Origin of the sequence: Microcoleus sp. w2-18bC1 (assembly GCF_036700365.1) — a bacterium.
Taxonomy (GTDB): Bacteria; Cyanobacteriota; Cyanobacteriia; order Cyanobacteriales; family Microcoleaceae; genus Microcoleus.
Map to the genome: position 1 here is coordinate 1 of NZ_JAUBOS010000083.1, position 24247 is coordinate 24247.

Annotated in this window: 26 protein-coding genes; 11 read left to right on the forward strand and 15 right to left on the reverse strand. The window is 45.4% G+C overall.

What is annotated here, in order from left to right; all coding sequences use genetic code 11:
- Positions 1–83: 83 nt before the first annotated feature.
- Positions 84–266 carry a hypothetical protein gene (locus QT979_RS25925; protein WP_333312097.1) on the forward strand — a complete coding sequence of 61 codons (183 nt, stop codon included), beginning with the start codon at positions 84–86 and terminating at the stop codon, positions 264–266.
- 165 nt (positions 267–431) lie between these two features.
- Here the strand turns inward: QT979_RS25925 and QT979_RS25930 are convergent, their stop codons facing one another.
- From QT979_RS25930 to QT979_RS25945, 4 genes are all read right to left on the reverse strand, one after another.
- Positions 432–1493, reverse strand: coding sequence for a pentapeptide repeat-containing protein (locus QT979_RS25930; protein ID WP_333215749.1), 1062 nt, complete (start codon positions 1491–1493; stop codon positions 432–434).
- A gap of 1478 nt (positions 1494–2971) precedes the next feature.
- On the reverse strand, positions 2972–4189 hold the full coding sequence (locus QT979_RS25935; protein ID WP_333215751.1) for a histidine kinase: 1218 nt from the start codon (positions 4187–4189) through the stop codon (positions 2972–2974).
- Positions 4190–4591: 402 nt separating this feature from the next.
- Positions 4592–5074 carry a BON domain-containing protein gene (locus QT979_RS25940; RefSeq protein ID WP_333215753.1) on the reverse strand — a complete coding sequence of 161 codons (483 nt, stop codon included), beginning with the start codon at positions 5072–5074 and terminating at the stop codon, positions 4592–4594.
- A gap of 512 nt (positions 5075–5586) precedes the next feature.
- Positions 5587–6141, reverse strand: coding sequence for a hypothetical protein (locus QT979_RS25945; protein WP_333215755.1), 555 nt, complete (start codon positions 6139–6141; stop codon positions 5587–5589).
- 69 nt (positions 6142–6210) lie between these two features.
- On the opposite strand from QT979_RS25945, the gene QT979_RS25950 reads away from it, so the two are divergent.
- Positions 6211–7611, forward strand: a complete 1401-nt coding sequence (locus QT979_RS25950) for an S-layer homology domain-containing protein (RefSeq protein WP_333312098.1) — start codon at positions 6211–6213, stop codon at positions 7609–7611.
- A gap of 536 nt (positions 7612–8147) precedes the next feature.
- Positions 8148–9182 (forward strand): histidine kinase, encoded by a 1035-nt coding sequence (locus QT979_RS25955; RefSeq protein WP_333312099.1) that lies wholly within the window; start codon positions 8148–8150, stop codon positions 9180–9182.
- A 500-nt stretch (positions 9183–9682) separates the two neighbouring features.
- Here the strand turns inward: QT979_RS25955 and QT979_RS25960 are convergent, their stop codons facing one another.
- Both QT979_RS25960 and holA read right to left on the reverse strand, forming a co-directional pair.
- Complete coding sequence (locus tag QT979_RS25960) at positions 9683–10669, reverse strand: hypothetical protein (RefSeq protein WP_333312100.1); 987 nt, start codon at positions 10667–10669, stop codon at positions 9683–9685.
- Between the two features lie 230 nt (positions 10670–10899).
- Positions 10900–11880, reverse strand: a complete 981-nt coding sequence (gene holA, locus QT979_RS25965) for a DNA polymerase III subunit delta (protein WP_333312101.1) — start codon at positions 11878–11880, stop codon at positions 10900–10902.
- Between the two features lie 177 nt (positions 11881–12057).
- On the opposite strand from holA, the gene QT979_RS25970 reads away from it, so the two are divergent.
- The 3 genes from QT979_RS25970 to cbiE are packed head-to-tail and all read left to right on the forward strand — an operon-like array spanning position 12058 to position 14397.
- The gene (locus tag QT979_RS25970) at positions 12058–12798 is read left to right on the forward strand and encodes a DUF1868 domain-containing protein (protein ID WP_333080749.1); all 741 of its coding nucleotides are present in this window, start codon (positions 12058–12060) and stop codon (positions 12796–12798) included.
- Positions 12788–13096: a hypothetical protein gene (locus QT979_RS25975; RefSeq protein WP_333312102.1), complete on the forward strand. Its 309-nt coding sequence runs from the start codon at positions 12788–12790 to the stop codon at positions 13094–13096. The genes QT979_RS25970 and QT979_RS25975 overlap by 11 nt, the downstream gene beginning before the upstream one ends.
- Positions 13093–14397 (forward strand): precorrin-6y C5,15-methyltransferase (decarboxylating) subunit CbiE, encoded by a 1305-nt coding sequence (gene cbiE, locus QT979_RS25980; RefSeq protein WP_333312103.1) that lies wholly within the window; start codon positions 13093–13095, stop codon positions 14395–14397. The genes QT979_RS25975 and cbiE overlap by 4 nt, the downstream gene beginning before the upstream one ends.
- A 31-nt stretch (positions 14398–14428) precedes the next feature.
- Here the strand turns inward: cbiE and QT979_RS25985 are convergent, their stop codons facing one another.
- The 3 genes from QT979_RS25985 to QT979_RS25995 form a co-directional block, all read right to left on the reverse strand.
- Positions 14429–15313 (reverse strand): CPBP family glutamic-type intramembrane protease, encoded by an 885-nt coding sequence (locus QT979_RS25985; protein WP_333312104.1) that lies wholly within the window; start codon positions 15311–15313, stop codon positions 14429–14431.
- Positions 15314–15412: 99 nt separating this feature from the next.
- A complete protein-coding gene (lpxD, locus tag QT979_RS25990; protein WP_333312105.1) occupies positions 15413–16453 on the reverse strand; it encodes a UDP-3-O-(3-hydroxymyristoyl)glucosamine N-acyltransferase in 1041 nt (346 codons plus the stop codon).
- Positions 16454–16596: 143 nt separating this feature from the next.
- The gene (locus tag QT979_RS25995) at positions 16597–16911 is read right to left on the reverse strand and encodes a YkvA family protein (protein ID WP_333312106.1); all 315 of its coding nucleotides are present in this window, start codon (positions 16909–16911) and stop codon (positions 16597–16599) included.
- Here QT979_RS25995 and QT979_RS26000 point away from each other — a divergent pair.
- On the forward strand, positions 16910–17116 hold the full coding sequence (locus QT979_RS26000) for a hypothetical protein (protein WP_333312107.1): 207 nt from the start codon (positions 16910–16912) through the stop codon (positions 17114–17116). The genes QT979_RS25995 and QT979_RS26000 overlap by 2 nt on opposite strands.
- 198 nt (positions 17117–17314) lie before the next feature.
- Here QT979_RS26000 and QT979_RS26005 read toward each other — a convergent pair whose 3' ends face one another.
- Complete coding sequence (locus QT979_RS26005) at positions 17315–18430, reverse strand: SPFH domain-containing protein (protein WP_333312108.1); 1116 nt, start codon at positions 18428–18430, stop codon at positions 17315–17317.
- A 355-nt stretch (positions 18431–18785) separates the two neighbouring features.
- On the opposite strand from QT979_RS26005, the gene QT979_RS26010 reads away from it, so the two are divergent.
- Genes QT979_RS26010 through QT979_RS26020 form a run of 3 tightly spaced genes read left to right on the forward strand, consistent with a single transcriptional unit; the run spans position 18786 to position 19236 of the window.
- Positions 18786–18890, forward strand: coding sequence for a DUF433 domain-containing protein (locus QT979_RS26010; protein ID WP_333312116.1), 105 nt, complete (start codon positions 18786–18788; stop codon positions 18888–18890).
- 45 nt (positions 18891–18935) lie between these two features.
- Positions 18936–19070, forward strand: coding sequence for a hypothetical protein (locus QT979_RS26015; protein ID WP_333312109.1), 135 nt, complete (start codon positions 18936–18938; stop codon positions 19068–19070).
- Positions 19063–19236, forward strand: coding sequence for a hypothetical protein (locus QT979_RS26020; protein ID WP_333312110.1), 174 nt, complete (start codon positions 19063–19065; stop codon positions 19234–19236). The genes QT979_RS26015 and QT979_RS26020 overlap by 8 nt, the downstream gene beginning before the upstream one ends.
- Positions 19237–19364: 128 nt before the next feature.
- Here QT979_RS26020 and QT979_RS26025 read toward each other — a convergent pair whose 3' ends face one another.
- The 5 genes from QT979_RS26025 to QT979_RS26045 form a co-directional block, all read right to left on the reverse strand.
- Complete coding sequence (locus QT979_RS26025; RefSeq protein WP_333312111.1) at positions 19365–19751, reverse strand: hypothetical protein; 387 nt, start codon at positions 19749–19751, stop codon at positions 19365–19367.
- Positions 19752–19820: 69 nt separating this feature from the next.
- Entirely contained in the window at positions 19821–20210 is a 390-nt protein-coding gene (locus tag QT979_RS26030; protein WP_333312112.1) for a type II toxin-antitoxin system VapC family toxin, read from the reverse strand.
- The gene (locus QT979_RS26035) at positions 20207–20545 is read right to left on the reverse strand and encodes a hypothetical protein (protein WP_333312113.1); all 339 of its coding nucleotides are present in this window, start codon (positions 20543–20545) and stop codon (positions 20207–20209) included. The genes QT979_RS26030 and QT979_RS26035 overlap by 4 nt, the downstream gene beginning before the upstream one ends.
- 136 nt (positions 20546–20681) lie before the next feature.
- Positions 20682–23036: a dynamin family protein gene (locus QT979_RS26040; protein ID WP_333312114.1), complete on the reverse strand. Its 2355-nt coding sequence runs from the start codon at positions 23034–23036 to the stop codon at positions 20682–20684.
- 191 nt (positions 23037–23227) lie between these two features.
- Positions 23228–23443 (reverse strand): hypothetical protein, encoded by a 216-nt coding sequence (locus QT979_RS26045; RefSeq protein WP_015174146.1) that lies wholly within the window; start codon positions 23441–23443, stop codon positions 23228–23230.
- Positions 23444–23670: 227 nt separating this feature from the next.
- Here QT979_RS26045 and QT979_RS26050 point away from each other — a divergent pair, with 227 nt between their 5' ends.
- Entirely contained in the window at positions 23671–24174 is a 504-nt protein-coding gene (locus tag QT979_RS26050) for a DNA-binding response regulator (protein ID WP_333312115.1), read from the forward strand.
- Positions 24175–24247: the final 73 nt, after the last annotated feature.

Genomic DNA, 24247 nt, shown 5'->3' on the forward strand with positions numbered 1-24247 from the left:
AAGTCTAACTCATGCACTGGCTAATTTCATAAAGTCCTTTTTTTGTCAACTCCTAATACTGAACCGACGCCCTAGTGCGGCAAATGAGATCTCTACCACCAGAGCTGGGCGGGCAAATTCCGGCGATCGCCCTGACTGCCTATGCTGGAGACTTTAATCAGAAACAAGCTCTTGCTGCTGGGTTTCAACATCATGTTGCAAAACCTGTCGAAGCGAATGAGTTAGTCAAAGCAATGCTGAAATTGCCTCTGAGACTGCATCGCTGAGTCCGAATTTTAATAGATTGTCGATCGCCGACAATCTATTAAAACCCGTCCCCACAACTGAATTATGACTCTTGAATCCTGAATTTTTTATTGTTAAAAGTTTTGAGTTCTGAATTAAAGATTCTTTAATTTAAAACTCAAAACTATTTTCTTTTAATCAACTCATCAATCCCGGCTGTGAGTAGCTCCATTCGGCAAAATTGCGCCGCCCAAAGCTGCTTCATTCAAATTATCAACATTCAAGCTGGCCCCAATCAAATTAGCCTCCGACAAATTAGTTCCTGTCAAATTCGCCCCTGTCAGAGAGCTCAGCAGTAAACCCGCTCCCGACAAATTGGCGTGACTCAAATTCGCCCCCCGCAAATCCGCTTCCAGCAAGCTAGCACCTGCCAAATTCGCACCGCTCAAATTAGCTCCCCGCAAAGAAGCTTTGTTCAAATTAGCAGCCCTCAAATCAGCATTGTGCAGAATCAAACCATTTAAATTAGCTTTACTCAAATTAGCTCCCTGCAAGTCGGCACCGCTCAAATTAGAACCATTTAGATTGGCAGATTGCAAGTCAGCACCGCTCAAGTCAGCACCGCTCAAATTAGCAGCGCTAATAGAAGCTTCCCGCAGACTTGCTTCGCTCAAAGAAGCCCCAACCAAATTGACGCCGCTGAGATTTCCGCGATTGAGATAAGCCCGGGTTAAAGTTGCTCCGCTCAGGTTTGCCCCGGTCAAATCTACCTCGCTGAGAATCGCTCTCGTCAGATTTGCTCTACTTAAGTCAACCCCGCTCATAATTGCTCGGCTCAGCGTCGCCCCGCTCAAATTAGCCTCCGTTAGTTTTGAGCCGCTTAGCAAACAAGCTCCTACTAAACTCGCTCCCGTCATCACAGCTTTGCTCAAGTCAGCCTGAGACAATATTGCTCCGCTGAGATTTGCCCCGCTAAAATCTGCGGAGATCGCCACAGTTCCAGTTAAACTAGAACTCCCGAGGTTAGCTTCAATTAATTTCGCCTTAGACAAATTAGCCCCGCTCAAGTCGGCGGCGTTTAAATTAGCTCCAATCAGTTTGCTTCTAATTAAGTTGGCACCTTTCAAATTAGCGTTGCTCAAATTTGTTCGACTGAGATTAGCTTCACTCAACTGAGCTGCAATGAGGTTAGCTCCTCGAAAATCTCGTTCCCCGTTTCTATGTCTAATTAAAAGTTCATCGGCACTTAAAAGTTCAGTGAAATTCATAAAAAAATTGAGTGAGTTTCCTTAATTTCTCGATGTTCTATGTTGTGTGAAAGTTTCTACTATCGTGTTTGCCAGTCAGTTTTTAAAACTTAAACTGCCACCTTGACAATTGTCAAAACTGCTTGATTTCTACCATCACCCTGCTCACCTAGTTATAATTTACGAAAATAAACCTGGTTCTGGTATAATCTGATGAGGTTGGCTAGCGCGGAAGTTATTAAAAAAAACCGCGTTTCTAGCCGCCTGTAAGTCCTGTAAGTATTATTTTGCTAGTAATTAGTTGGCGATTGATATTAGTTGTTAATAATTAGTTGTATTTGTACTAACTGTAACCACTAAATATTACCTGCTAACTCTTTACCAAAATACCGAGAAATTGTCGATCGATCTTGTCAAGGTTGATCGAATATTTGGGGTATTGGGGGTGGCATCCGCACCGCCTTCTGACCCGAAAATTTGCCAGTACAGGCGATCGAATTTATGAGTGCAATCAAGAAAGAAGATATCGGAGCTTCAACCCCTAATGCCTTCTAAATAAGTGCTTTCTACCTTCGATGAACCCGGACGGCAGCGCCAGGCCAGCTCAGCTAGTGTCACCTCCCCCCACTGTGCTCCGTGCCAGTGAAAACCAACAGGAAGGCTGTTTCCCTCGGAGTGCTGAGCGAGTCGCCGGCGAAGCAAGCAATACGCTGTGCTGAGCCTGAGATTGCGCGAAAAAATGGTTCGCGAGTCGTTCCCCTATTCCCGCGCTGCTGTGCTTGCTGTTAATGTTTTCTCGATCCATGAGCGCTTGCGGTTCTAATTTACAGAACACTCGACACCAGACGCGCTCCCGGACATAAAAGCTGTTCCTGGGGTTCTCAAATGCTTCTCTGAGGCATTCCCAGAAAAACTGTATTCATGCCGCAGGTCTTGCCAACAGCAATTGGGCTGCTACAGCCAAGCAATGACCAGCCTAAGTCTGGCGGGAAAGCGACGACAATATTATTCTAATAGTTGCCGACCACTGCATGCCGTACTCGGCGCGCGGGACTGGCTACTTCACCTGTATAAGTTGCTGAAATTAGCTACCCATAATTAAAGATAGTCGCTCTTTGACTAACTGGGCAATATCTGTGGTAATTTAGGTCATTCAATTTGATAATACTGCGGGGTTTAAAATCTAGCAGTAGTGAGTGTTACAGACTAAAAAACCGCTGCGGATTTCTGCTGTAAAAATTCAGGGAGCCGATCGATCCACTGGTGGAAAGCCCACCTTGCCAATCAAAATTAAACTTTTGACAGGTGGCTTTTTGAAGTTTCCAGAACAAAACAAAAGCCGGCTTTCAGAGAAAAAGCCGACTTTTGAGATAATTTTACCTACGAAGCGTAAAACCGCTAGCTCGCCGCTGTTGGTTGGATCACTTTCCACAATCCGAGTGCGCGAGTGCGACTACCCTGCAGAAAGTAGAAACAATACCCAAACAAAGTCTGAATTATTAAACCCGACGGTGGCCGGTGACACCCTGATTGGGATCGTAAATATCAGCCGTAGTATCAACGCCGGGAGTGCCAGGAGCGCCGTAATCAGCCCGAGCACTATCGACGCTGGGATTATAGTCGTAGGTGTTCCAATGCTGAATGCCTCCGCGGCTCAGGATGGTTTCAGCTCTAGCGACTTCTGCTTCGCTGCCGTCAACCAGTACCAAGTAATCTCCCCTTGCCACGCGATCGTTGTATGCTCTAGCTTCCTCTTCGGGAATTCCCATACCGACTAAAGCTCCGATCAAGCCGCCTGCTGCCGCACCCAAAGCCGTACCGGCTAGTGTAGTGGCAATCGCCGTAGCTGAGGCTCCTGCCAGCATAATCGGCCCGATGCCCGGAATTGCTACTAGGCCCAGACCTACCAACAAGCCCGTCAAACCTCCCAAAGTACCACCTGTGAGTGCGCCCTTTGTGGCCCCTTCATCGGATTTGTTGTCCGCGCTGTCGTGCACGTCAATGCCTGCGATGTCGCCTTTAGACTCAGCATCCTTAGCGATAACCGAAACCCGATTCATGTCGAAACCGGCAGTTCTCAGTTCTCCCAGTGCGTGTTCAGTCTCGCGGCGGGTTGAAAATACTCCCACGGCGCGCTTCTGGTGGCCCGAAGCTCTGCGGCCAGTGTCTGCCGGCACATCGTAAATGCCCCAATCCTGAATGCCCCGCACAGTCATAATTCCTTCGGCTGTGGCAAGTTCGGCATCTGTTCCTTCTACGAATACCAAATATTCTCCACGGGAAACGCGATCGTTATAGACTTTAGCTTTTTCTTCGGGAACTCCCAAGCCGACCAAACCGCCGACCAAACCGCCTGCTGCTGCCCCAATCGCGCCTCCGATTACAGTATCTGCCAGCAGAGTTGCGATCGCACCCCCCGCCATCACCGGGCCAACTCCCGGAATCGCTAGCGCTCCAATGCTTCCGAGTAACCCAATCAAACCCCCCGTCACGACTCCCGCTGTCGCGCCTGCTTTTGCGCCACCGCCCACTTTGTCGTCGGTACCCTTACCAGTACCAGTGCTAGCGCCGGCAATTTCGCTGCGATCGAGATTTTCGCCAACTACCGAAACTTTATTCATCGGAAACCCGGTACTTTGCAGCTCCATCAGGGCTAGTTCCGTATCTCGGTAATTAGAAAATGCTCCTACAGCTCGCTTGTGTTGACCTAAAGCCATTTTTTTTCTCCTGAAAAATATACTACTTTTACACAACCACAGAATTTATGCTCTGCCATCAATCACATTTAGTCATTTTTTCCCAACAATTTTCATCGGTCGCTGGGAATAACTTCCCACTCTATCTTCAGGTTGGTTTCCAACTAATTCTCCGGGAGGGTAAATCAGGAATTGGGAAGGGGAATTTGCAGGTGTTGCGCGAGTTTTGAGTGCGTGAATTTAAAATTCAATTTAAACTCTTTAACTTAAAACTCTGATCGATCTCCCTAGAGAGTCACCTAAGCGTTGCAATCCGCTCCGCAAGCAATCTTACAATGCCAAACTTTACCCTCTTCCCTCAGACTTCTCTCCTAGATAACTACATCCTTCTTCCTTATTTCCCTCGGAATTCTTCCTTCCAACTTATTGATTGCTGCTAGGCGATGCGGGAGCAGCGGGGGCGACAACAGCCGTAACATTGACATCTTTAACACCCTTAATCTCTTTAGCTAGTGGCTCAATTTTAGCTAAATCAGTTTGATTGGGGACTGTGCCACCTACGGTGACAACCCCGTCTTTTGCGTCAACAGTTAGCTGACCTTTAGTGATGTTTACTTCTAACTTGGAGCGCACTTCACTTTGGAGGTCGCCATCGGCTCTTATTGCATCGCCACCAGTCACATTGTTGCGCTGTTCTCTGGCCCTGATATCAGAATTTGCTTGGTTTTGGCGAATTTGGCTAGTGGCGTCACCCTGAGTTTTTTGAACTGTCTCGGCTGGGGGTGGGCTAGTGGTATTTCCTGTGGCAGAATTAGGAGAATCAGCGCTAGTTTTAGCTCCTTCGCTGCAAGCAGCAGCTCCAAATAACAGGAGACCGCTCAGGATAATTGGTGTTAGTTTGTTCATAATATATTAATACCCTCCGGGTAAGCTTTCGATGAGGCTGACTTGGTTGAGCCAGATGGGAGCCAGATGGAGCAAGACAGCATCTTTGTTTATGCTTTCTGATTTTTGCTTTCGGCGATTTAAAAATCCTTATATCAAATATATAAATTTGAGCAAGTATCTACATCGCTCCACGGGTGTAAAATTAATCTATATCGTTAGATAGAGTACAAAAAATACAATAAGGTATTAAGTCAAATTTAGCTTAATGGAGTTTTGGCCAAATTATTACTCAAAAACCCGGTTGATGGCGACCTTTTTTGTTGCCAAAGCCACTATTTTCCTAAACACCGAGTTGCCAAGCGTAAGTTTTATTAATAAATTCGATTGCCACTTCCAACTCACTTTTTTATTTTTTTGCCACTTCCAACTCACTTTTTTATTCTTTCCCTGTAACTTCTGACTTATTCCCTCAACATTTATCAGTTAAATATGTTAAATCTCCTAAACTACTCCTTGTAAAAGTTCCTGTTTCAAAACAAACGAAAAGAGTCTAGAAATTTTTGAGCATTTTCTGGTTCTGGAGTAGTGGCAACCAGCCCATAAACGCGCGTTTCCACCAAATAAACTTGACCTACACCTACAGGTTCAGTGGGAGAAAGTGGCTGAAACTCAAATTCTTTTCCCGGATAGCCTCCGAGGGAAATATCCCGCACTTGCAAGACTTTAGCATTCGCTGCCACGACAAAAAAATCAACGGCATTATTTAAAGTAATTCTGATATTATTGATATTATTGTTCCTCAGCCGAAAATCTAGGTCAAAGTATTGAAGCAAATAAGTTTCTTTGTTTTTTAATTTCGATCGATATGTATGAGCAATAATTTGATTTGAAAAAATTTCGGAATTAATTTTGGGATTTGCCGGCATATCGATCGCAAACTGACCCATCGCTGAGCAAAATGGCTGCCACTCTGGCGTCTGAATGGCTGTCCGCAGCGGGGCTGGTTGAGATGCAGCGGGACGGGCAAACTTGACAGGGTATGAAAGTAATGTAGCAGTAACTAGAAGTAAATACAGAAATTTCATTTGGGTAAAAATTATGTATGCCCGATCGATCTGCGCTAGCCTAGAAATATATCCGCAAAGGGGGGATTTATGCTGAATATTATATTTACTCAACGGCGAGGCAACTCTCAAGAACGCTCTAAAATCACTAAAACCAATAAAACCAATATACTCGCTGCTGTAAATACTTGGCTGGCTGTGTGTCTCCTGGCTGCGGTCACAGGTTGTGCAAACAGCCCCAACAGCAAGGCACTCGAAGAATCATTAGCCGCCGATCCGAAATTAAAACAAAATCCAGTAGTTTTCTCTTCCCCGCCACCAGCGACAGCTATTGAGACAAACTCTACCGCCAAACTTCCTCCGGATTTTCCTACGGAGATTCCACTCTATCCTAATGCTGAGTTAATCGAAGTTAGTGGGCAAACAGATTCGTTGCCCAAAAATGTGCGACTGCGCTGGGAGAGCACAGATCCGGTTAATTCGGTTCAAAACTTTTACTCCACAGAGTTTGGGCGTCGCAACTGGGAAATAGTCAGCCGCCCCACCGCCGAGGGACAAGGTTCTTTGATAGCAACGCGAGATAATTTGCGGGTAACAGTGTCGCTTTCTCCTACTCAGAAAGTAGGGGGTTCTACAGAATTTGCGATCGACTACAGCAAAGACAGCCCAGAAATTGCCACCAGTCCCCAACCTAACAATTCCGAGTCTAGCGCATCTCCAACCGCTTCACCAAATTCATCTAATTCAGAGGGAACTACTCCAACACCATCCGCGTCGCCAAAATCAGCAAACGTTAGCCAACTAGACACCCAAATTCCTCAACAGTTGCGGCAGTATGTGGCTGATTTAAGTCAGTTGGAAGTGCTAAAAGTGCGAGCGACAGAAAATGGTAATTTAGAAACAGCCAGCACTTTGCCCAAACCCAACAAAATTGTCACTCGCCGCGAATACGCCCGCTGGTTAGTAGCAGCTAACAATCAGATTTATGCTAGCCGTCAAGCCAAACAAATTAGATTAGCAGTAGACTCTAGCGAACCGGCTTTTTCTGACGTATCCAAAACAGACCCAGATTTTTCAGCAATTCAAGGTTTAGCAGAAGCCGGTGTAATTCCCAGTTCGCTTTCTGGAGAAACTAAAGATGTGAAATTTCGCCCGGATGCACCTTTAACTCGTGAAACAATGATTCTCTGGAAAGTGCCTTTAGATAGTCGTCAAGTTTTACCGACAGCTAACATTGACGGGGTGAAAGAAAAATGGGGCTTTCAAGATGCTTCTAAGATTGATTCCCAGGCATCGCGGGCAGTTTTAGCTGATTTTAACAATGGAGATTTGGCGAATATTCGCCGCGTTTTTGGTTTTACTACTCTGTTTCAGCCGAAGAAATCAGTCACTCGCGCCGAAGCTGCTGCTAGTTTGTGGTATTTTGGCGTTCAAGATCAGGGATTGTCTGCTAAAGATGCCCTGGAAGCAAAGTCTCCACCTGCTGAGTAGAGTTTTTTTGGGGTGGTTAAAAGTTTTGAACACAGCATCTACTTACCTATACCCATGAAACCGGGTTTTTTCTCTGTAAGCAAACCCGGTTTCTCCGTCCAAGACTGCCGAAATTTTACCAAATTTTGATTAATCGGCGTGCGATCGCCTGCAACGAAAATTGGAGCTTGAGTTTCTAGGATTTCTGTGAATATGGCTGACCCAGAAACCGACTTTTATCTAGGAAAATGCTCAGTAAAATGCGAGGCATATCTGGTGAAAAAGCCCGTTTCTTTTCCTCTGGAGGAGTTATCGTAAAAAACCTTTTCCTAAATTATACATTGGCTTTTCTTCCTTGTGGCCTACCCTAGGGGATAGATTTTTTTTGCTTTAATCTTAATTTCTGTATCCTGCCATACAACCGCTGCATTGGGGGGCAAATTTTATAGATATTTCAACCAACACTGTTTTTAAAACTCTCAGTAGGATTCCGGATGCCGTAGCGGCCTTAACGATAAATGAACAAGAGTGTTTGAGCTCTTGGAGAGCATTTTTTAATGTACGATATTACCTTATTTACCCCGCAAGACATGGCTAAATGCAGCTTAGTCCTGCGCCACTTAGGTAGAAATACTGCTAGTATGGAAGCCAGCAGCCAGAAGATTGTTAACTATATTTACCGACATTTTTGCAATTCGCAAACTGGAGAAAATTCCTGTGCCTTAGTGCGTTTGTTCAAAACTCATCCCTACGGGGAATTAGAAGACTCATTGCAACAATCTGCCCGCCGCTTGATGAAGGGAAATTCCCCCACCACCGACATGAAATGTTGGACTCTGCTAGCAGCCGCAGGCCCTGAACCGCAGTGGAATTCTCGGCACACAGCAGCAGAAAATACAGCTATTCCATTACTTAGCACAAAATTAGTGGCTCAAATGCCAGCGATTGCAGAAATAATCCGGCAGTTCGGTTTAGACATTCCTACATTCCTCGGAATTGAGCTAAAAAGGTTCCTGCAATTAGAGCCCGCAGTATTAAATATTTTTCACATATCAGAGGCAAAAGGCAGCCCCTTTATTCCTGAGCAAAATTCCTTAATTATCCCCTACCACGTCAAGTCTGTCTTAGGATTTGGGGGACTTCTGCGGTCAGGAAGTGTGTTTGCGGTAGTGATGTTCATGAAAGTTAAAATTCCCCACAACACTGCTGAAATGTTTAAAGATTTGGCACTTAGTGTCAAAACAGCATTGTCCATGCCCGACAAAAAAAGTGTTTTTGAGTATTCAGAAAATCCTCCAAGCTTTGTTACAAATAACAATATTTACGAAACCCAATTACTTGAATATCAAGTGGCTAATCTGATGCAATTGCTGGACTTTTCTGAACAAGAAATGCTCAGACAAGCCACTCGCTTGCAACAGACTATTGACAATTTACAGTGCGAACTAGCCGAATACAAAAATAAGGAACAAGCTTTGAAAGTAAGCCAAAATTCATTTACAGGCATCCTCAATATTCCCAAAGATGCTATTGTGCGCGCAGAGGAAAATCCCGGAATTCAGCGTTTTAATCCAGGGGAAGAACAGATTTAAACCAAGCTCTGTGTTTAGCAAACCGGTTTATCCAAGAAACCAAGTTATTGCGGTGTTTGTTGAGTAAATTTTGTTTTTACAGGAAGGAGTGCGAACATCCGGCTTGCTGTATATACATCTAAGTAAGTCGGTAGAAAAAAATCAAGGTAAATAAAGTAATGTTAATATCCGTTCCCCAAAATAATACTACAATGATGCTGAGAGCGTGAGAAATATTTTATGCACGTAAACTACCAAGAAAGAATTGATTTAACCTCAGAGGAGTTAAAAATAATTTTGTCGCAGCGCCGTGAACTATAATTAATCGACAAAAAATTCCGATACCGAGATTGATTAAAGGCTGAAGATAGCTAAAGCCTTACAGATGTAGTGAAGTTAAATAAATTTTTAATAAAATTGAAAAAAGTCAAAAGTAAGAAAGCTTTCAGTAAAAACAAGTTTTTTTACTTTTGGCTTTTGACTTTTGACTTTTAGCACATCCAGTATTCAACTCAAAACTCTTAAGGTGCTGCTGCCGCCCTGCGGTTGGCAACAATCAGGTTAGCCTGATATTCTGCCGCTTTTTGCTGAGCCTTTTGATAGTTAGGGCTGGTTGACGGTACGGCTCTCATGAGCTTAACCGCTTGCTGCCACTGGCTTGCTACTGCGATCCACTCATTTTGAGACTGAGCCGTCTGGGCCGAAATTGCTGCCTTCTGAGCTGTGTTAACGGCTTCTCTCCAAGAGTCAGGCTTGGGCGCGGCGGCTTTTGGTGGAGGAGAAGCTGGAGCTGGGCTTGCTGGCGCAGCAGTCGGAGCGGGTTTTGCGGCAGGGGAGGCTGCCTGTGGGATGCCCGGAGAGGCGGCGGTCGAGGATGCAGCGGCTTTAGACGCGGGAGATGCGGGTTTCGGGGAGGGGGAAGTAGCTACGGGGGCGATGGGTTCTGGGTTAGAGTCGCCGAAGGGGAAAGTTTTAATAAAGAAAAGCCCTGCGATCGCCGCCAGAGGTACTAAGATACCCACAGGTATTACCCATTTGGGAAATTGTTTTTTCGGAGGCGGGGCTTGATCTTCGTCTTCGTCTTCGTCTTCCTCGTCGTCATCTCGATCGAATTCTCCTTCTTGATAATAGTCTTCGCCTTCGGGCTCGACATCATCTAAACCTACAGAGTCGTCAGGCATTCCACTATCCAAGGGGTAAGGCATTGAATCGGCAGGCATCAGATCAATTTCATCTTCCCACGTAGGCTCACCGTCACCTGTTCGACGCCCGTAAACCTTTACAGTGTGAATTGATTCAAGTCCCAGCTTCGTCATGCCGGTGCGGATGAAATCGACCAATACCATTTGATCCGGTACTTTGTCTGCCTCCAGAATTATGTGGAGGCAGCCGTTGTCCCGCGTCACATCGGCGTTGATGCCTTTGGGTTTGAGTGTACGGTTGATGCTAGATGCGATCGCTTTTGGATCGCCTTGCTTGAGCAGTTCCCGCGGGTTCTGTTGTGTCATGGGTAGCGCTCTTTTTTTGGGGGGGGTGGAGAGCCGGCAAATAATATTAACCGATCGGCATTCGGCGGACAATATTTATTTACCACATTAACTTCTACTTTGGCATTCTAAGAGTATTTCTAGTATCTATTGACCTTTTGCCCCGTGATCTGGCATCAAGCACATAGCCGAAGAAAGAAATTTGTTATAAAAATTTACAGTAAAGCGCCGCTCCTGTGCTCTGTCGCGCATCAGCGAAACAAGCTAGAAAGTTCTATAACTTTGGTTTGCAGGGTTGAGATTTCTTCTCGGCCCCGTTTTAAAGAAGCTTCTAACTCTAGGAGCAAAGGCAAACTTTTTTGCAGTTTTTCTAAGCTGGCATTCTTGACTTCTTGCCGAAAATAGTATACTCGTTTCGGATTGCCGAGATCTAGAGCTTGAGCAATTTTATCATCGCGATCGCCCGCTTGGATCATCGCCTTTACCCACAGCCAAATCCGAAACTTACCAGTCAAGCCAGCCACAATTCTCAAACCAGGCTCGCTGCGGCCAGTTAAGCCTGCCAGTAAATCCAAAGCGGCGGAGGTATTGCCCTCGCGAATCGCATCGGCTAGCTGGAAAGTATTTTGGGCGTGACAGTGTACCAGTGCTGCCACTCCCTCCGGGTTCAGAGGTTGGCTGCGGTTGCCCGCAAACAGTCGCAATTTTTCGAGTTCGCTGTATAGCCCGCGGGTATCGCTGCCAATGGATTCGGCCAAAAATTCGATCGCTGTGGCGGTCAATTTTACGTTCATTTCGCCCGCGACTTGGCGCACCCGCTGGGCTAATTCTTTGTCATTCCAAGGCGGAATCGGTGAAAATTCCCGCACTTGGGCGGCGGACTGGGAAATTAACTTGGTAGATTTGAGCCGGCTGTCGGGTTTTTTGACGGATGTTAGCAGCAGCACGGTGGTGTCGGGAATCACCGGCAGCGTCCGTTCAAATTGTGCTAACAGTTCTGGAGAACACTGCTGCGTTACAGTAGTATTTGCCAGCCAGACAAAACGGCTGCCGGTACCGAAGGGGGGCGTTAAGGCTCGATCGAGCCCTTCGACCACAGCTCCGGCGGAATCGGCAATAATCTTGTCATAGTTAAAACTAGCCCAGTTGGGGTCGAGGACTGAGGAGCGCAAACTTGTCACAGCCTGCGCCATTGCAAAGTCGTCTTCCCCCCAAAACAGGTAAATTTGCATGATTTAACGCTCAGTAGCCCAAAAAATCAAAGTTGCAGGTTCCGCAAGTCCAACATATCCTGAATAGGGCTGTTGGAAGCCCGCACCATAATATAAAATTTGGTGTGGGAGTTTGTCACCGCGAGGAAATCAAGATTGGATGATACTTATCAAGCTTACGTAAATCGGGTGGCGCGAATGACGCTGCTGGACTCCTACAAGTCCCAGGTGGAACACATTCAGGAATCTCCAAAATTTAAGCCCGACGAAGCAGGCCGGAGATCTCCTGTACCTTTTCCAGGTTATTCAGTGATTACGCCGCCTGCGGGGGAAGATGCAGAAAATGCTGCATTTTATAGTAATTTGCAGTCGAGCCAACAACGGCTATTGCAGGAAATAGGGGAGGGTGCGCTCGTGGCACTGCCTCCTGATAGCTTCCATTTAACCGTAGCCGATTTAATTTGGAACAGCGCTTTTCGAGATGCCTCTGATAAAAATCCAGAATTTGAGGAGCAACTGCGCTCGCGCATGGCCGATGGTTTTGCCGCCTGCAAACCCTTGGCGGGCGGCGCTCCCATTCGCTGGATAGTGCTGGGGTTGATGGTGATGACTAGGGCTGTGGGTGTTTGTTTGGCACCGACGGACGAAAACTCTTACAAGCAAATTCTGGAGTTTCGCCGATCGATCTATCAAAATCCCGATTTAATGGCTTTGGGAATTGAACAGCAATATCATTTTACGGCCCACATTACTCTGGCTTATTTTGGGGACACCGGGCCGAACCTTGACCGCGATCGCTTGTGCGCTTTGCTGTCAGAGTTGAACGAGCAATGGCTGGACACGCCGCAAGAACAGTCCGTACACCGAGTGGAACTGCGGAAGTTTGACGACATGACCACCTATCTCCGACAACCGGAATGGCCTGTTTTTGAGTTTTAACGAAGGAAGAGGGAAGAGGGAAGAAGGAAGAGGGAAGAAGGAAGAAGGAAGAAGGGAGAAGGAAGAGGGAAGAAGGAAAATTTTTTCCCATCTCCCACTCTCCCCATCTCCCCATCTCCCACTCTCCCCATCTCCCACTCTCTCGCCCCCTCTCCCCCTCTCCCCTGTGACAACAGTCAGGATATTGCCTATTAAATGCTTTAATTATTTTTGTTTGAAAGTAAACTCAAGGAAAAAATTTATGAAAAACCAGGAAAAATCAGTAATTCTGGTTTTTTACTTTTTGCTTAAAAAGTGATAATACACGTAGTTGGTATCGGTTTAGATGGAGCTTCTGGGCTGAGCGAATCGGCGCGGCAGGTTGTAGAAATGGCCGCTCTGCTAATAGGCAGCGACCGCCTTTTGAGCTATTTTCCCCAGCACGACGGAGAGCGCTGGGCGTTGGAAGATTTGACCGAAGCAATTCTGGAAATTCGGCGCTGGTGGGCGACTGAACCCGAATTAGATCCCTCTGCGGGGACGGTGGAAACCCGCGATCGACCGATCGTAATTTTAGTGGCGGGAGACCCCCTGTTCTACGGCTGGGGAAAGTTGTTAATTGCCCAATTGCCACCCGAAAAATTAACTTTTCACCCCCATGTCAGTTCTGTGCAGTTGGCTTTTAATCGCTTGAGAATCCCTTGGCAAGATGCTCATTGTGTAGGCTCTCAAGGACGCTATTTTGAGGAGCTGACGGCGAAGCTGAAGCTCGGTGTGGAGAAGATTGCGGTGCTGGCGGACGAAGCTCACACTCCGGCTTTACTGGCAAGTTTGGTGAAAGCTCTAGATTTGCCGACACGCTACAAGTTTTGGGTTTGCGAAAATTTGGGGGCTGCCGAGGAACGGGTAAGCCCCAAGTCTCTGGAAGCTTTGCTGAGAGAGTCTTTTGCACCGCTGAGCGTGGTGGTGATGCTGCGGGAACCCCCGCCGAGGGCAGAACCTTTGGATTTGGAAAAGTTGCCTTTGTTGGGAATACCGGATGCAGCTTTTATCGGTTGTGGCGATAAGCCTGGTTTGACGGTTGAACGGGAAGTGCGGGTGTTGGTGTTGGCACAATTGGCTTTGCAATCGGGACAAGTTGTCTGGGATGTGGGTGCTGGTAACGGTTCTGTGTCGATCGAAATTGCTCGTTTATTCCCGCAGTCTGAGGTGTACGCGATCGAACAAACGGTTTCTGGTAATTCTGCGATCGAGTTCAACTATGGCCGTTTTGGGCTGCAAAATGTGTTCTCGATTCACGGAACCGCCCCGGAAATCTTGCACCGCTTGCGTCCTCCGCACCGGATTTTTATTGGCGGTAGTGGCGGAGGGTTGACTAAAATTTTGGGCGTTTGCGCGCTGCGGCTGCTCCCTGGAGGCTCGATCGTGCTGGCTTTGGATGCTTTTGAGGATATTGCTACTGTTTTGAGCTGGATTGGCGATCGGGTGCGCCGGGAACCGCACTGGAGTTACCGAATCGTGCAAGTGCAGTTGTCGCGTTCTGTGGCTGGGGGGAATTCAACTCGTTTTGATGCGTTGCGGCCTGTTTCGATTGTGACGATCGATCGACACTTGAATTAATGTCGGAATTTTTACCGCAGATTTAAGCTGATTAGCGCTGATTAACGCTGATTTGAGTCAGGAAGAGTAAGGTTGCGGTTGCTAGTAGCAATAAAATGCCGGCTGCACCTGCTAGAGGTTTTGCTGCTATTCCTGTAATCCATTCCGGTGCGCGGCCTGTGGGATTAATTGCGCCTTCTGTATCTACGGTAGTTATACCCCAAATCCAAGCTGCGTGAATGCCGATCGCCAATCCTAAACTGCCATTGTCGGCGATGCGGGCTAATGTTAAAACCATCCCCATCAGCCACAATCCGGGCAGTTGCGGTAGAGTTTCTTTGGCGGCCCAAATTAGATGGGCGATCGCGAAAATGAAACTGGCGATCGCTGCTGCGATTAGCATTGAGTAATCTTGCTGGAGGATTGTTTGCAAGCAGCCGCGAAAGATTAACTCTTCTGTGGCGCTAATCCACAGTCCTAATAACAGAGTCAGCAAACTAGCCGGGTTGAAAATTAAAGTCCACAAATTAATTTTTTTTTCGCCTGTTTCCGTGGAAGCCTCGCTTTTTTTTAGCTCGATCCAGCCTGTGGCTAATTGCAGACCGAATAAAATTACTAAGCTAATTATTCCTAATCCTAATCCCCGCATTAATGACATCAAAACTGCGGGTTGCCAATCCCAACCCCAGTTAACAAAAGATGTGTTTTCGATCCAACTTGTCGCCCATAAAATGAAGGGGACAATCACGTAGAGGGAAGCTAGTAAAGGTAGTTTTTTGTTTCCCAGGGGTTGGGGTGGATGCCATTTGAGGGCGATCGCCAGCACAATTGCTATGGGCAGCCACACAACAATCCAAGTTGAGAAAAACAAGATTATTTTGACAATTGCTGGTATGGACGGCGACAGCAGTCGCAGGTTGTTTATGCTATTCCACATTTAATGGGTTGCAACTATAATACTGTTGACTGTTGACTGTTGGCTGTTGGCTGTTGACTGTTAATTCTTAACTAATGACTAATGACTAATAACTAATGACTACCGATCGAGCTTGCGCTGAATTTGCCTCAAAGACTGGTACATTTCCGGCAAACGGTTGTATACGGCTGCGGCTTTGAGAAATAGTTTGTGGGGAATTGCTGGAACTCCCGTCACGATCGCACCTGCGGGCACGTCGCTGTGAATTCCAGCTTTAGCAGTGGCGATCGCCCCATCTCCGATTTGGGCTTGATTGGCAATTCCCACTTGACCTGCCAAAATTACATTGTTGCCAATTTTGACCCCGCCAGCCATGCCAACGTGAGCGGCAAACGCGCAATTTTTCCCGACTTGACAGCCATGACCTACGTGTACTAAGTTGTCGATTTTTGTATTCTGGCCGATGCGGGTTTCTCCGACAGCGGGCCTGTCGATCGTGCTGTTGCAGCCAACCTCAACGCCCTCTTCTAATACCGTGCAGCCAGACTGCTCCATTTTCACCCATCCTGTGGCTGTCGGGACGAACCCAAAACCTTCGGAACCAATAGCCGCACCGCTGTGAATCACGCAATTTGCCCCGATGCGAGTACGTTCGTGAATGACACAATTAGCGTGTAAAACAGTGCCTGCGCCTATTTCCGCATCTGGGTAAATTACGACATTTGGATGAATGCAAACGTTGCTGTCTATTTTGACTTTTGCTTGAATAACGACGTGGGGGCCGATATAGACATTTTCACCAATTTGTGCTGAGGGGTGAACGACGGCTGAGGGATGAATTTCGGATGCTGGGCGAAACGGTTGATAGAAAACGGCGATGGTTTCAGCAAACAGCAATCGCGGATCTGCTGCGGCAATCCAAGCAATGTTGCGATCGCTACATTGAGCTTGTAGGCTTTCATCTAACGGTAAAATTAAAGCCGAAGCATTTGTAGTGGCTGTATGAGTGGCAAATTTAGCACCTTCTATGTAACTGATAGTACCGGGTGCAGCTTCATCAACAGGGGCCGCGCCTGTAATTTCTGGATCGGTAGCAACCGACGCTGTGAGGGTGCGACTGGTGGCTAAGTTAAGTTTTTGTACTATTTCGCTAAACTTCATCTATAAAAATTTGCTGTTAACACAGATTGACCATAGTTAAAATTACCAGCTTTGGAGCACGATCTGAGCAGTTGGCATTTAAAAAACAAGAACCCCGATTTCTTGAAGAAGTCGGGGTTGTAGCGCTCGATTATTTTTGGCAATTATTGTACAGAAACTGCATCTACGTCAACGGTGCTGCCTGTGGCTTCAGAAGGGCTGCCGGTGGCTTCGGATGCTGAGGCTGTCTGTGTTTGGCGGGATTTAAAGTAGTCGATCGACATTTGCGAAATTTCGGAAATCAGCAGCACAGCAATTGCCACATCGTCAATTTGACCGATGACTGGCAGGAAATCCGGGGCAATGTCGATCGGGCTTATGAGATATGCCAGGGTTCCGAGAATAATCCACCAGCGGTATTTGGGGTTGCGGAGGGTGTCGCGGTACCAGTTGTAAACAGATTGTATAGAAAAGTTCATGGGGTTGTCCTCTACTTATATTTTCAATCTTGACAAATTCTCGCTCGAAATGCTTGTGGAGATATCCCCCCTAGGGTTGGCAAGAGAATTCTACCTGGGAGTATTGGGAATTCTGCCGGAAGGATTTGTCAAGCTATGTCGGAAAGGCGGGGACTCTTGGCAACGCCCTTACAGAAACCTGACAGATGAAAGCGGATGGAATTAATCTGTGTTTATCTGCGGTTTAAAAAAATATTCATATTGTTGACGGTAGATTCGGAATCTATTACTTGTATATCGTGATTAAAGCAAGTTACTTAGATTGGTTTTTTTTACCGCAGATGTCTGCAGATAAACACAGATGAACGCTGATGGAATTTATCTGTGTTTATCTGCTGTTTAAACAAATCTTCATCTCTCTCACTCACGAATTTTGAAAGATCCATTTTTGGTCGCCGATCGCAATTTCGCAGCCATTTGGCAGCCAAAAAGGCTCGTTAGCCGCCAGCCTCTGCCCACCCACAAAAGTGCCGTTGGAACTGCCGCTATCGACAAGCTGATATCGCTGTTTGCCAATTTCGTCGGTGGCGCGGCGGATTTGAGCGTGGTAGCGCGAACTTTGCGGATCTTGTAATACTAAAGTGTTGGTTGGTTCGCGTCCAATTGTAAAGGGATTGGCTGTTAGGGCGATCGCTTCTCCAGAAAGTTTGTAGATTAAATAGGCGGTTGTTTTGCGATCGCTGCTTGCGAGTACGGTTGGTGCAAGTTGGGGAGGATTTCTCCCAGGAGGGAGGCTATTTTGAGCAAGTTGTTGTGTCAGTTGTTGTAAATCTCGATCGAACCCTGCTGCTGTGTCGGAAGCTGGAAGACTCGCAGGAGAATTACCTGAAATTAAGTTTAACTGCTGTACGGGAGATTGAGGAACAATCGGACGGCCTGCTTCGGCAATTCTCATTTGCAGGGCGGCGGCATTTTCTGCTTCCTGTCGGGCACTCATTCCCTCAACTTGGCGAATAACTCCGTTGGTTTCGGGAAAGCTGACATCGCCAATTCGCACGTCTTCTAAGTTAAAACCTAGGGTATAAAAATCTTGGACGCGATCGAGCAAATTTTGGCGCAGCAACAGCCGTCCTTGACTGATAAGCTGTTGTAGGGGTATTTGCCCGATCGCTAATCCCATACAATCCTTAACTGCACTTGCTAAAACAGCTAGAGGATCGGACAATTCCAAAGCTACCCGTTTCGGATCTATAACTTGATAAATAACAGTCAGAGTGGCATCAATTAAAAACCGATCCTTAGACAAAAAATCTCCGTGCGACTGTACATCCAAATTGCGGAGTTTGGTGTCTACGATGACAATTTGACACTGTTCCAGCAGGGGAAGGGCGAAGCTGAAATGCCGCCCGGATTTCAGGGTACGCACGGCGCGGCCGTTTTTGACCAACAAACCCGTGTAACCCGCCCCTATAAAGTCCATGCTAAAGCCGGCCCAGCGTTCTGGAGTCACGGTTTGAATCAGGGGAGAAGCGTTGTTCATGGGAGGGAGTTGAGGGAGGGGAGATTCTATTTTTAGGGTAACAAATTGCTGCGGGCGAGCGATCGGGCGGTGTGCCGGTTCCGCAACCTCTATTCTATACTTCTGGACTCCCCGCGATTCAGGCCGGACTGGATCTAGCTTGCATCTAGTTGATGGTGGGGGCGAGAGAGATGCTGTTCGCGCCGGTGCGTCAGATCCGAAAAACTTGTTGAAATCGAAATAATTAATGTCTGACGCACCCTACAATTTGCTGTAACTGTGACTATTTGTGGTAATATTAAAGAAATTAAAAATTACCAATTAATAGCCTTTAACTAAAATGTCTAAGTAATCAATCATCACAGAACATATCGAAATCACGCCTGGGGTGCTTGGTGGTAAACCGTGCATTGCCGGTCATCGAATTGCTGTAGCACACATCGCCGAAATGTATCTCAAAATGGGGATTTCTATAGAATAAATCGCGGGCAAGTATGATTTGCCACTGGCCTCGGTTCATGCAGCAATGACCTATTATTACGATCGTCGAGAAGAAATCGATAGTCACACTGCTGAAAGTCGAGCTATTGTGGAAGAATTAAAGCGCAACAGTCCACCATCTCCGTTACAAGAAAAATTGAGGGCAATTAGAGGTGAGTGAGCAAATTCGTTTTCATTTAGACGAACATATTGACTCTAATATTGCGCGCGGTTTACGTCCTTACGGGATAGATGTGACGACAACAGTTGATGTGGGGTTGCGTACTAAAAGCGATGAGTCACACCTGGCATTTATTCGCGAACAGCAGTTTGATTTTAATTTATGAAGTCTATACACCTGAAGAAATGATCGGAAGGATTGAATATATTTGACATGATTGTAAGGCGATCGCACTTTCGGAAAATAAGGGCGATCGCACTTTGAAAAAGCAACAATTGCGTTACACCCAAAACATTAGGAAACTGCTTTGAGGTATTGCGTTACAGGCTTCAAATCGATGTCATCGTTGTCAGTCAGTATTTTAAATAAATGACGCGGGATGCCGGCTGCAATCAAAACTTCCAAATCGCGATCGAGCTTTGAGAAGTCTTCATAGATACCCACAAACTGACTTACGCAAGCTAAAGATGAATCTTTCGGGTCATTGACTCCCGTGTATTTGTACTGAATATCAAAACCTGCTTTTTCGCCAATTTCTTCGATATCCCAGTCTACAAGATTAATATCGATCGCTTCAACGGCTAGGGCAATATGACCGGGCGGTATGGGGTCAAGAGGCTCGCAGCACCAACCCTCAGAATGGTTCCAGACACTCTTACCTTGAGATTCTCGAATTTTCATGTATTTTCCCTCACTGAAAGTAGCAGCGAAACCAGGCTTTGCGGCCCGGGCGAAGGCATTTTTTACCTGTCACTGAAGAGTCTGTACATCAGGATATGCCAGAATTTTTGCATCAGCAGTTAGTAAGGGACACCCGCAAATCCTCGCAGTTGCCACAATGATTTGATCTGCTGGATCGCGGTGAAAACCTGTGAGTTTAGTTGACTCGACAATGATGGGAATGGTGAGTTCGAGTAGCTGCACTTCGGGATAAGCCAAAGCTTGTTTTAACCACTCATCAACTGTAACGGACAAAGTAAGTCTTCCCATTTCTACTAATTTAGCAACCTCCCAACAAGAAATGATGCTGACTCCTAAACCTTGAGATTGATATTGTTGTATCCAGTCCCGATGTTTCTGAGTCAGTCGTGTGTTATCGTCAACCCACCAAACCCATATATGAGTATCTAGTACAATCATTGTAGCACTTCCCAATCTTCCAAGGAAACCGCAGGTTCAAACGGCTCATCATAGCCAATGACAGTGCCTCGCAAAGGATATAGAAAAGTATTTTTCATGGTTTCATTTACCAAATTTAGATAGCTAATGAATTCTCGATATCCATCCAATTCTGTTTGTTCTTCGGAAGTTAGATTTGATGCTTGTTGTTGAGCTGTTAAAGTTTGAATTCGTTCCTGGGTTTGAATAGAAGCGCTAAATATTAAGAGTCCGTTGACTAACTCAATGCGGACAGAACCTTCGCTGGGCAAGCTGTTGGGTAAGTGAGGCAGCTTGATGGGCAAATTAGCAATCATGGCATTAAGTGACTGTATTGGATGTTGATTTTTTAATTATACCGATCGCTCTGTTGAATTTGACAGTTGTTGCCATGCTGAAATTATAGGGCGATCGCACTTTAGGAAAAAAAGCGCGATCGTACTTTCTCTAACTTTACTTAACTGGCTTCCAATTATTGAGAGATTCCCGAATCGAACTTAATTGACTGAGGTACTCAATAAGCTTGGCTTTTTGAGCCTCAAGACGAGCCAGAATTTCCGGCGCTTCTGCTTCTTTCGTTTCCCGTTCCTTCAAAACGCGATCGAAGTCATTTTGAAACCTTTGAATGTAATCATTGATTTGCTTTTCGGCACTCCTGAAATCAGCAGAAACCTGTTTGTTAATAACTCGTTCTAACAAATCTCTGTTTCTAGAACTTTGCTCATTTATTTTTCGATTTACTGACTCTAATGTCTGTCGTAAATCAATATCAAAAAATTCCCAATTTTCCGTAACATCAACATCAGCATAATAGACTTCATCAGAGTTGCAGCAACGACTTTTTCTACCTGTTTCTTCCCTTCTATTTCCTACAACAACTGCTAATTGTACATCTTTAATCCGTGCATCAATTCCGGGAAAATCAAAGCTAGGAAACTGAATCGGGTTGATGTTCAGTTTCACTTCTAAAGCCTCACCAAGATAATTAGATAATTCATCTGATATTTGTTGGATATCTTCTTGAATTATTATTGCCAATTTTTCTCGAATATTCGTTCCCTCTCGAACTAATTCATCCTGAGTATCTATCCACCAACTTTGAATATAGGGCGGGCAAAATTTATTAATTGTTTGAATTATTTTTTCAGCTTCCGCCTTAGTTTTACACCGAATAATGTACGGATCAAACTCTTCACTATCAACAATCTGTTCAGAAACAGAGGTATTGAAAGCTTGTGGAATAGACTCACTCAGTCCATCCAACAAAGACGTAGTGACTTTGAATGCTTTTCCTAATACGGGACCGAAAGAAGGTATCAATCCTAACAGTCTTTCTCCAATTTCTCCCACTATTTGTCCAAACACCCCATTGTTAGTCTTAACTTCTACTGGTTTGAGCAATAAGGGAGTTTTTTTTGACTGAGGAGATTTAGCGGATTGAGATTCGGCAATCTTATGAATCTCACTGCCTATCTGCTCTTTAGCCTTATTCGCAAATGTGTTAATGCCTTGACTAAATCCTTGGATTAGTATTTGTTTTTCTTGCTCGACAGTATTTTTGACTAACTCAACTTTGTACCTCGCATTCTCTGAGCGTTTCCTGTACTCTTCAACTTTTTGTTTGAGGGCTTCAATCCCCATTTCCCAACCCCTGATATCTGTATTCAGAGTATCTTCAATTGCCTTAGCAGCTTTATCGATTTCTGCCACCACCTCACTCAATAAATTCCAGCCTGAATTTTGCGTAATCCTTTGAATGACTGTTTCTTGAATGCTCGGAATGCCGCTATCTTGCAAAGCTCTTGGTGCAATTTCTTCAGGTAAAGGAATTACTCTCCTACCTTTTTCATCTCTCTCAGCATATTTGGCACTAAAGAAATCCTCAAAATCTTTTATCTCCTTGTCAGTTGCTTTTCCTTGCTGAATCAGTTTCGCTAAAAGTCCTTGTCGAGAACTAGCAGGGTAAATAACTGGATTGCAAAAGCCAAAGCCAACTAACTCTCGCTCTAAATCTTTAATGACATCAACAATTTCTTTGTCTCTCTCTGTTTTTTGGTCAACTTTATTCAAAATGAAGTAAATTTTTCCCGTGTTCTCAGCTATAAAATCTTTACGATTTTCAACAACATCCTTAAACAAATCAGCAACTGCATTATCTTTGTAGGAAGCGTAGTTTAAAATAAACAGAATTGCATTGCAGGTTCGCAGTGCTTCTAATGCTGTCTGCTTCAGTTCATTTATGTTGAAGTTTGCAGACTCCCACTCATTAGGGCCGGGAGTATCAACTAAGGTAAAGCCTGTGAGAGAAGATAATTGGCTAATTGCTTCAATCGGATGCTCTATCTCAAAGCGTGTAGTGTTATCCGGATTGCCTTGTTCTCTGATTTCACGGGTACGCTGCAGGAATTTTTGCTGAATTTCGCCAGCGTCACCCTCAACAAGAATGACTGGTTTTCTTTGTCCTTCTCGATACTCTAAAAGTTTAGGAATTTCGCCCGGTTTAATGTGTCGGACATCTGTACGGCAGATAGTACAGGCTGCCGTTTCACTCGCCAGCACATCAGCACCGATGATAGAATTTAAGAAGGTGCTTTTGCCAGCTTTCATGGCTGCTATGACGGCTACTTGATACTTCTGATCTTGCAAAGCCTTTAAAGCTTTGTTAATTTCATCTTCAATGCTTTGTAGCCCTTGACTTTCATCTCCCTGAATGCGGAGTCCGTCACGGAATTCTTTGAGATATTGTAAGAGGAAAGTGCCTGTACTGTAAATGCTGGTGTATGCTGCTTGAAATTCTTGAGAAGACATAAGTTGACACTTTTTAGTTGAGGGACGGGCTAAGTTAAAGCTAGAAATTCGCGGTTCAAATTGATAGAGATTGTGCGCTTACCAACCTAGCCGCCAGGGGTTTAAACTCCTGGGGGACTCGTGGAACAAGCGCTAAATATCAACAACCTAGTTATTAACCAGGGACTGAAGTCCCTGGCGCGAGTCAATGTTTAGTCGTCAGAAAGAGCCTTGCTAATCCCGTAAAATGCCAAACCTGCTAATGCACCTACGGCTATACCAACGGGGCCAGCAGCAGCACCCATACCAGCACCTCCACCAACAGCACCAATTGCCGTAAAACCAGAAGCAGCTACCACACCAGCACCTGCAGCAGCACCCGCAGCAGCGGAACCTGCCGCTTTCGCTATTTCATCACCTTTAGCCATTGAAATACCTCAGTGTAAGGAACAAAAACTAACTTTTTGACTAACGAAAGTTAACTAAACAGACAAAATTTGAAATATCGCGATCGCACTTTCCCGCTTTTCTAAGTATTTGCACTTAGACAATGAGTGGGTAATTTAATACTAAACTACCTATTGTTAGCATACAACTAACAAACGCTAGCAATTTCGGTTATGCTATCGTTAGCCACATCTCACCACACCCGAAAATGGCCTCAAAGGAAGATTTATTTGCCGAAGCCGCGAAACACTGGGACTTAGAAAGGCTGTACCAAGCTTTTGCAGAAGCTAAACGGCAAATTTCTCCTCGATCACGCAGGGGACTAACAGAAACAGAAAAACTTTACCTCCGAGGATTGCTTTCCGGTTGCAGCCCCGCCGAAATCGCCCGCCAACTTTTTCAGAGTTCCAAAAGTGCAGAGGTTTATTTATGTAAAACTTTATACCAATATGTTAAAAAACTCGCCGATGTACCTAACGAACCTGTAGGAAATTGGCGCAATATTTGCGATCGGCTAGAAGAAGCCGGATATAAAACTCAGTCTGCTCCTGAATTTAAAATAAATAATTCTATACCTACAGAAGCATTCGTAAAAATAGTTGGTATCGGTGTGATTGAGAAAAATACAATATCAATGGATATCAACATCCAATTAACATTTCCCTCAACTTCAGAAGCTCCAAAAACAGAAGATTTGGATAAAGATGGTTAGGAATGAAAAATAAATAAGTTGATTAGTTATCGGTTATAATGAAAAAAGTGTGAGATTACAATTTTTACCAAAA

Coding starts and splice junctions, on each gene's coding strand:
- QT979_RS25935 (WP_333215751.1), bottom strand. CDS start 4,189: ATGGCTTTAGGTCAACACAAGCGAGCTGTAGGAGCATTTTCTAATTAC.
- QT979_RS25970 (WP_333080749.1), top strand. CDS start 12,058: ATGACGCTGCTGGACTCCTACAAGTCCCAGGTGGAACACATTCAGGAA.
- QT979_RS25950 (WP_333312098.1), top strand. CDS start 6,211: ATGCTGAATATTATATTTACTCAACGGCGAGGCAACTCTCAAGAACGC.
- QT979_RS26050 (WP_333312115.1), top strand. CDS start 23,671: ATGGCCTCAAAGGAAGATTTATTTGCCGAAGCCGCGAAACACTGGGAC.
- QT979_RS25925 (WP_333312097.1), top strand. CDS start 84: ATGAGATCTCTACCACCAGAGCTGGGCGGGCAAATTCCGGCGATCGCC.
- QT979_RS25945 (WP_333215755.1), bottom strand. CDS start 6,141: ATGAAATTTCTGTATTTACTTCTAGTTACTGCTACATTACTTTCATAC.
- QT979_RS25955 (WP_333312099.1), top strand. CDS start 8,148: ATGTACGATATTACCTTATTTACCCCGCAAGACATGGCTAAATGCAGC.
- QT979_RS26005 (WP_333312108.1), bottom strand. CDS start 18,430: ATGAACAACGCTTCTCCCCTGATTCAAACCGTGACTCCAGAACGCTGG.
- QT979_RS26025 (WP_333312111.1), bottom strand. CDS start 19,751: ATGAAAATTCGAGAATCTCAAGGTAAGAGTGTCTGGAACCATTCTGAG.
- QT979_RS26035 (WP_333312113.1), bottom strand. CDS start 20,545: ATGATTGCTAATTTGCCCATCAAGCTGCCTCACTTACCCAACAGCTTG.
- QT979_RS26000 (WP_333312107.1), top strand. CDS start 16,910: ATGGGGTTGTCCTCTACTTATATTTTCAATCTTGACAAATTCTCGCTC.
- QT979_RS26040 (WP_333312114.1), bottom strand. CDS start 23,036: ATGTCTTCTCAAGAATTTCAAGCAGCATACACCAGCATTTACAGTACA.
- QT979_RS25985 (WP_333312104.1), bottom strand. CDS start 15,313: ATGTGGAATAGCATAAACAACCTGCGACTGCTGTCGCCGTCCATACCA.
- holA (WP_333312101.1), bottom strand. CDS start 11,880: ATGCAAATTTACCTGTTTTGGGGGGAAGACGACTTTGCAATGGCGCAG.
- lpxD (WP_333312105.1), bottom strand. CDS start 16,453: ATGAAGTTTAGCGAAATAGTACAAAAACTTAACTTAGCCACCAGTCGC.
- QT979_RS26030 (WP_333312112.1), bottom strand. CDS start 20,210: ATGATTGTACTAGATACTCATATATGGGTTTGGTGGGTTGACGATAAC.
- QT979_RS26045 (WP_015174146.1), bottom strand. CDS start 23,443: ATGGCTAAAGGTGATGAAATAGCGAAAGCGGCAGGTTCCGCTGCTGCG.
- QT979_RS26015 (WP_333312109.1), top strand. CDS start 18,936: ATGACCTATTATTACGATCGTCGAGAAGAAATCGATAGTCACACTGCT.
- QT979_RS25960 (WP_333312100.1), bottom strand. CDS start 10,669: ATGACACAACAGAACCCGCGGGAACTGCTCAAGCAAGGCGATCCAAAA.
- QT979_RS25940 (WP_333215753.1), bottom strand. CDS start 5,074: ATGAACAAACTAACACCAATTATCCTGAGCGGTCTCCTGTTATTTGGA.
- QT979_RS25930 (WP_333215749.1), bottom strand. CDS start 1,493: ATGAATTTCACTGAACTTTTAAGTGCCGATGAACTTTTAATTAGACAT.
- QT979_RS25995 (WP_333312106.1), bottom strand. CDS start 16,911: ATGAACTTTTCTATACAATCTGTTTACAACTGGTACCGCGACACCCTC.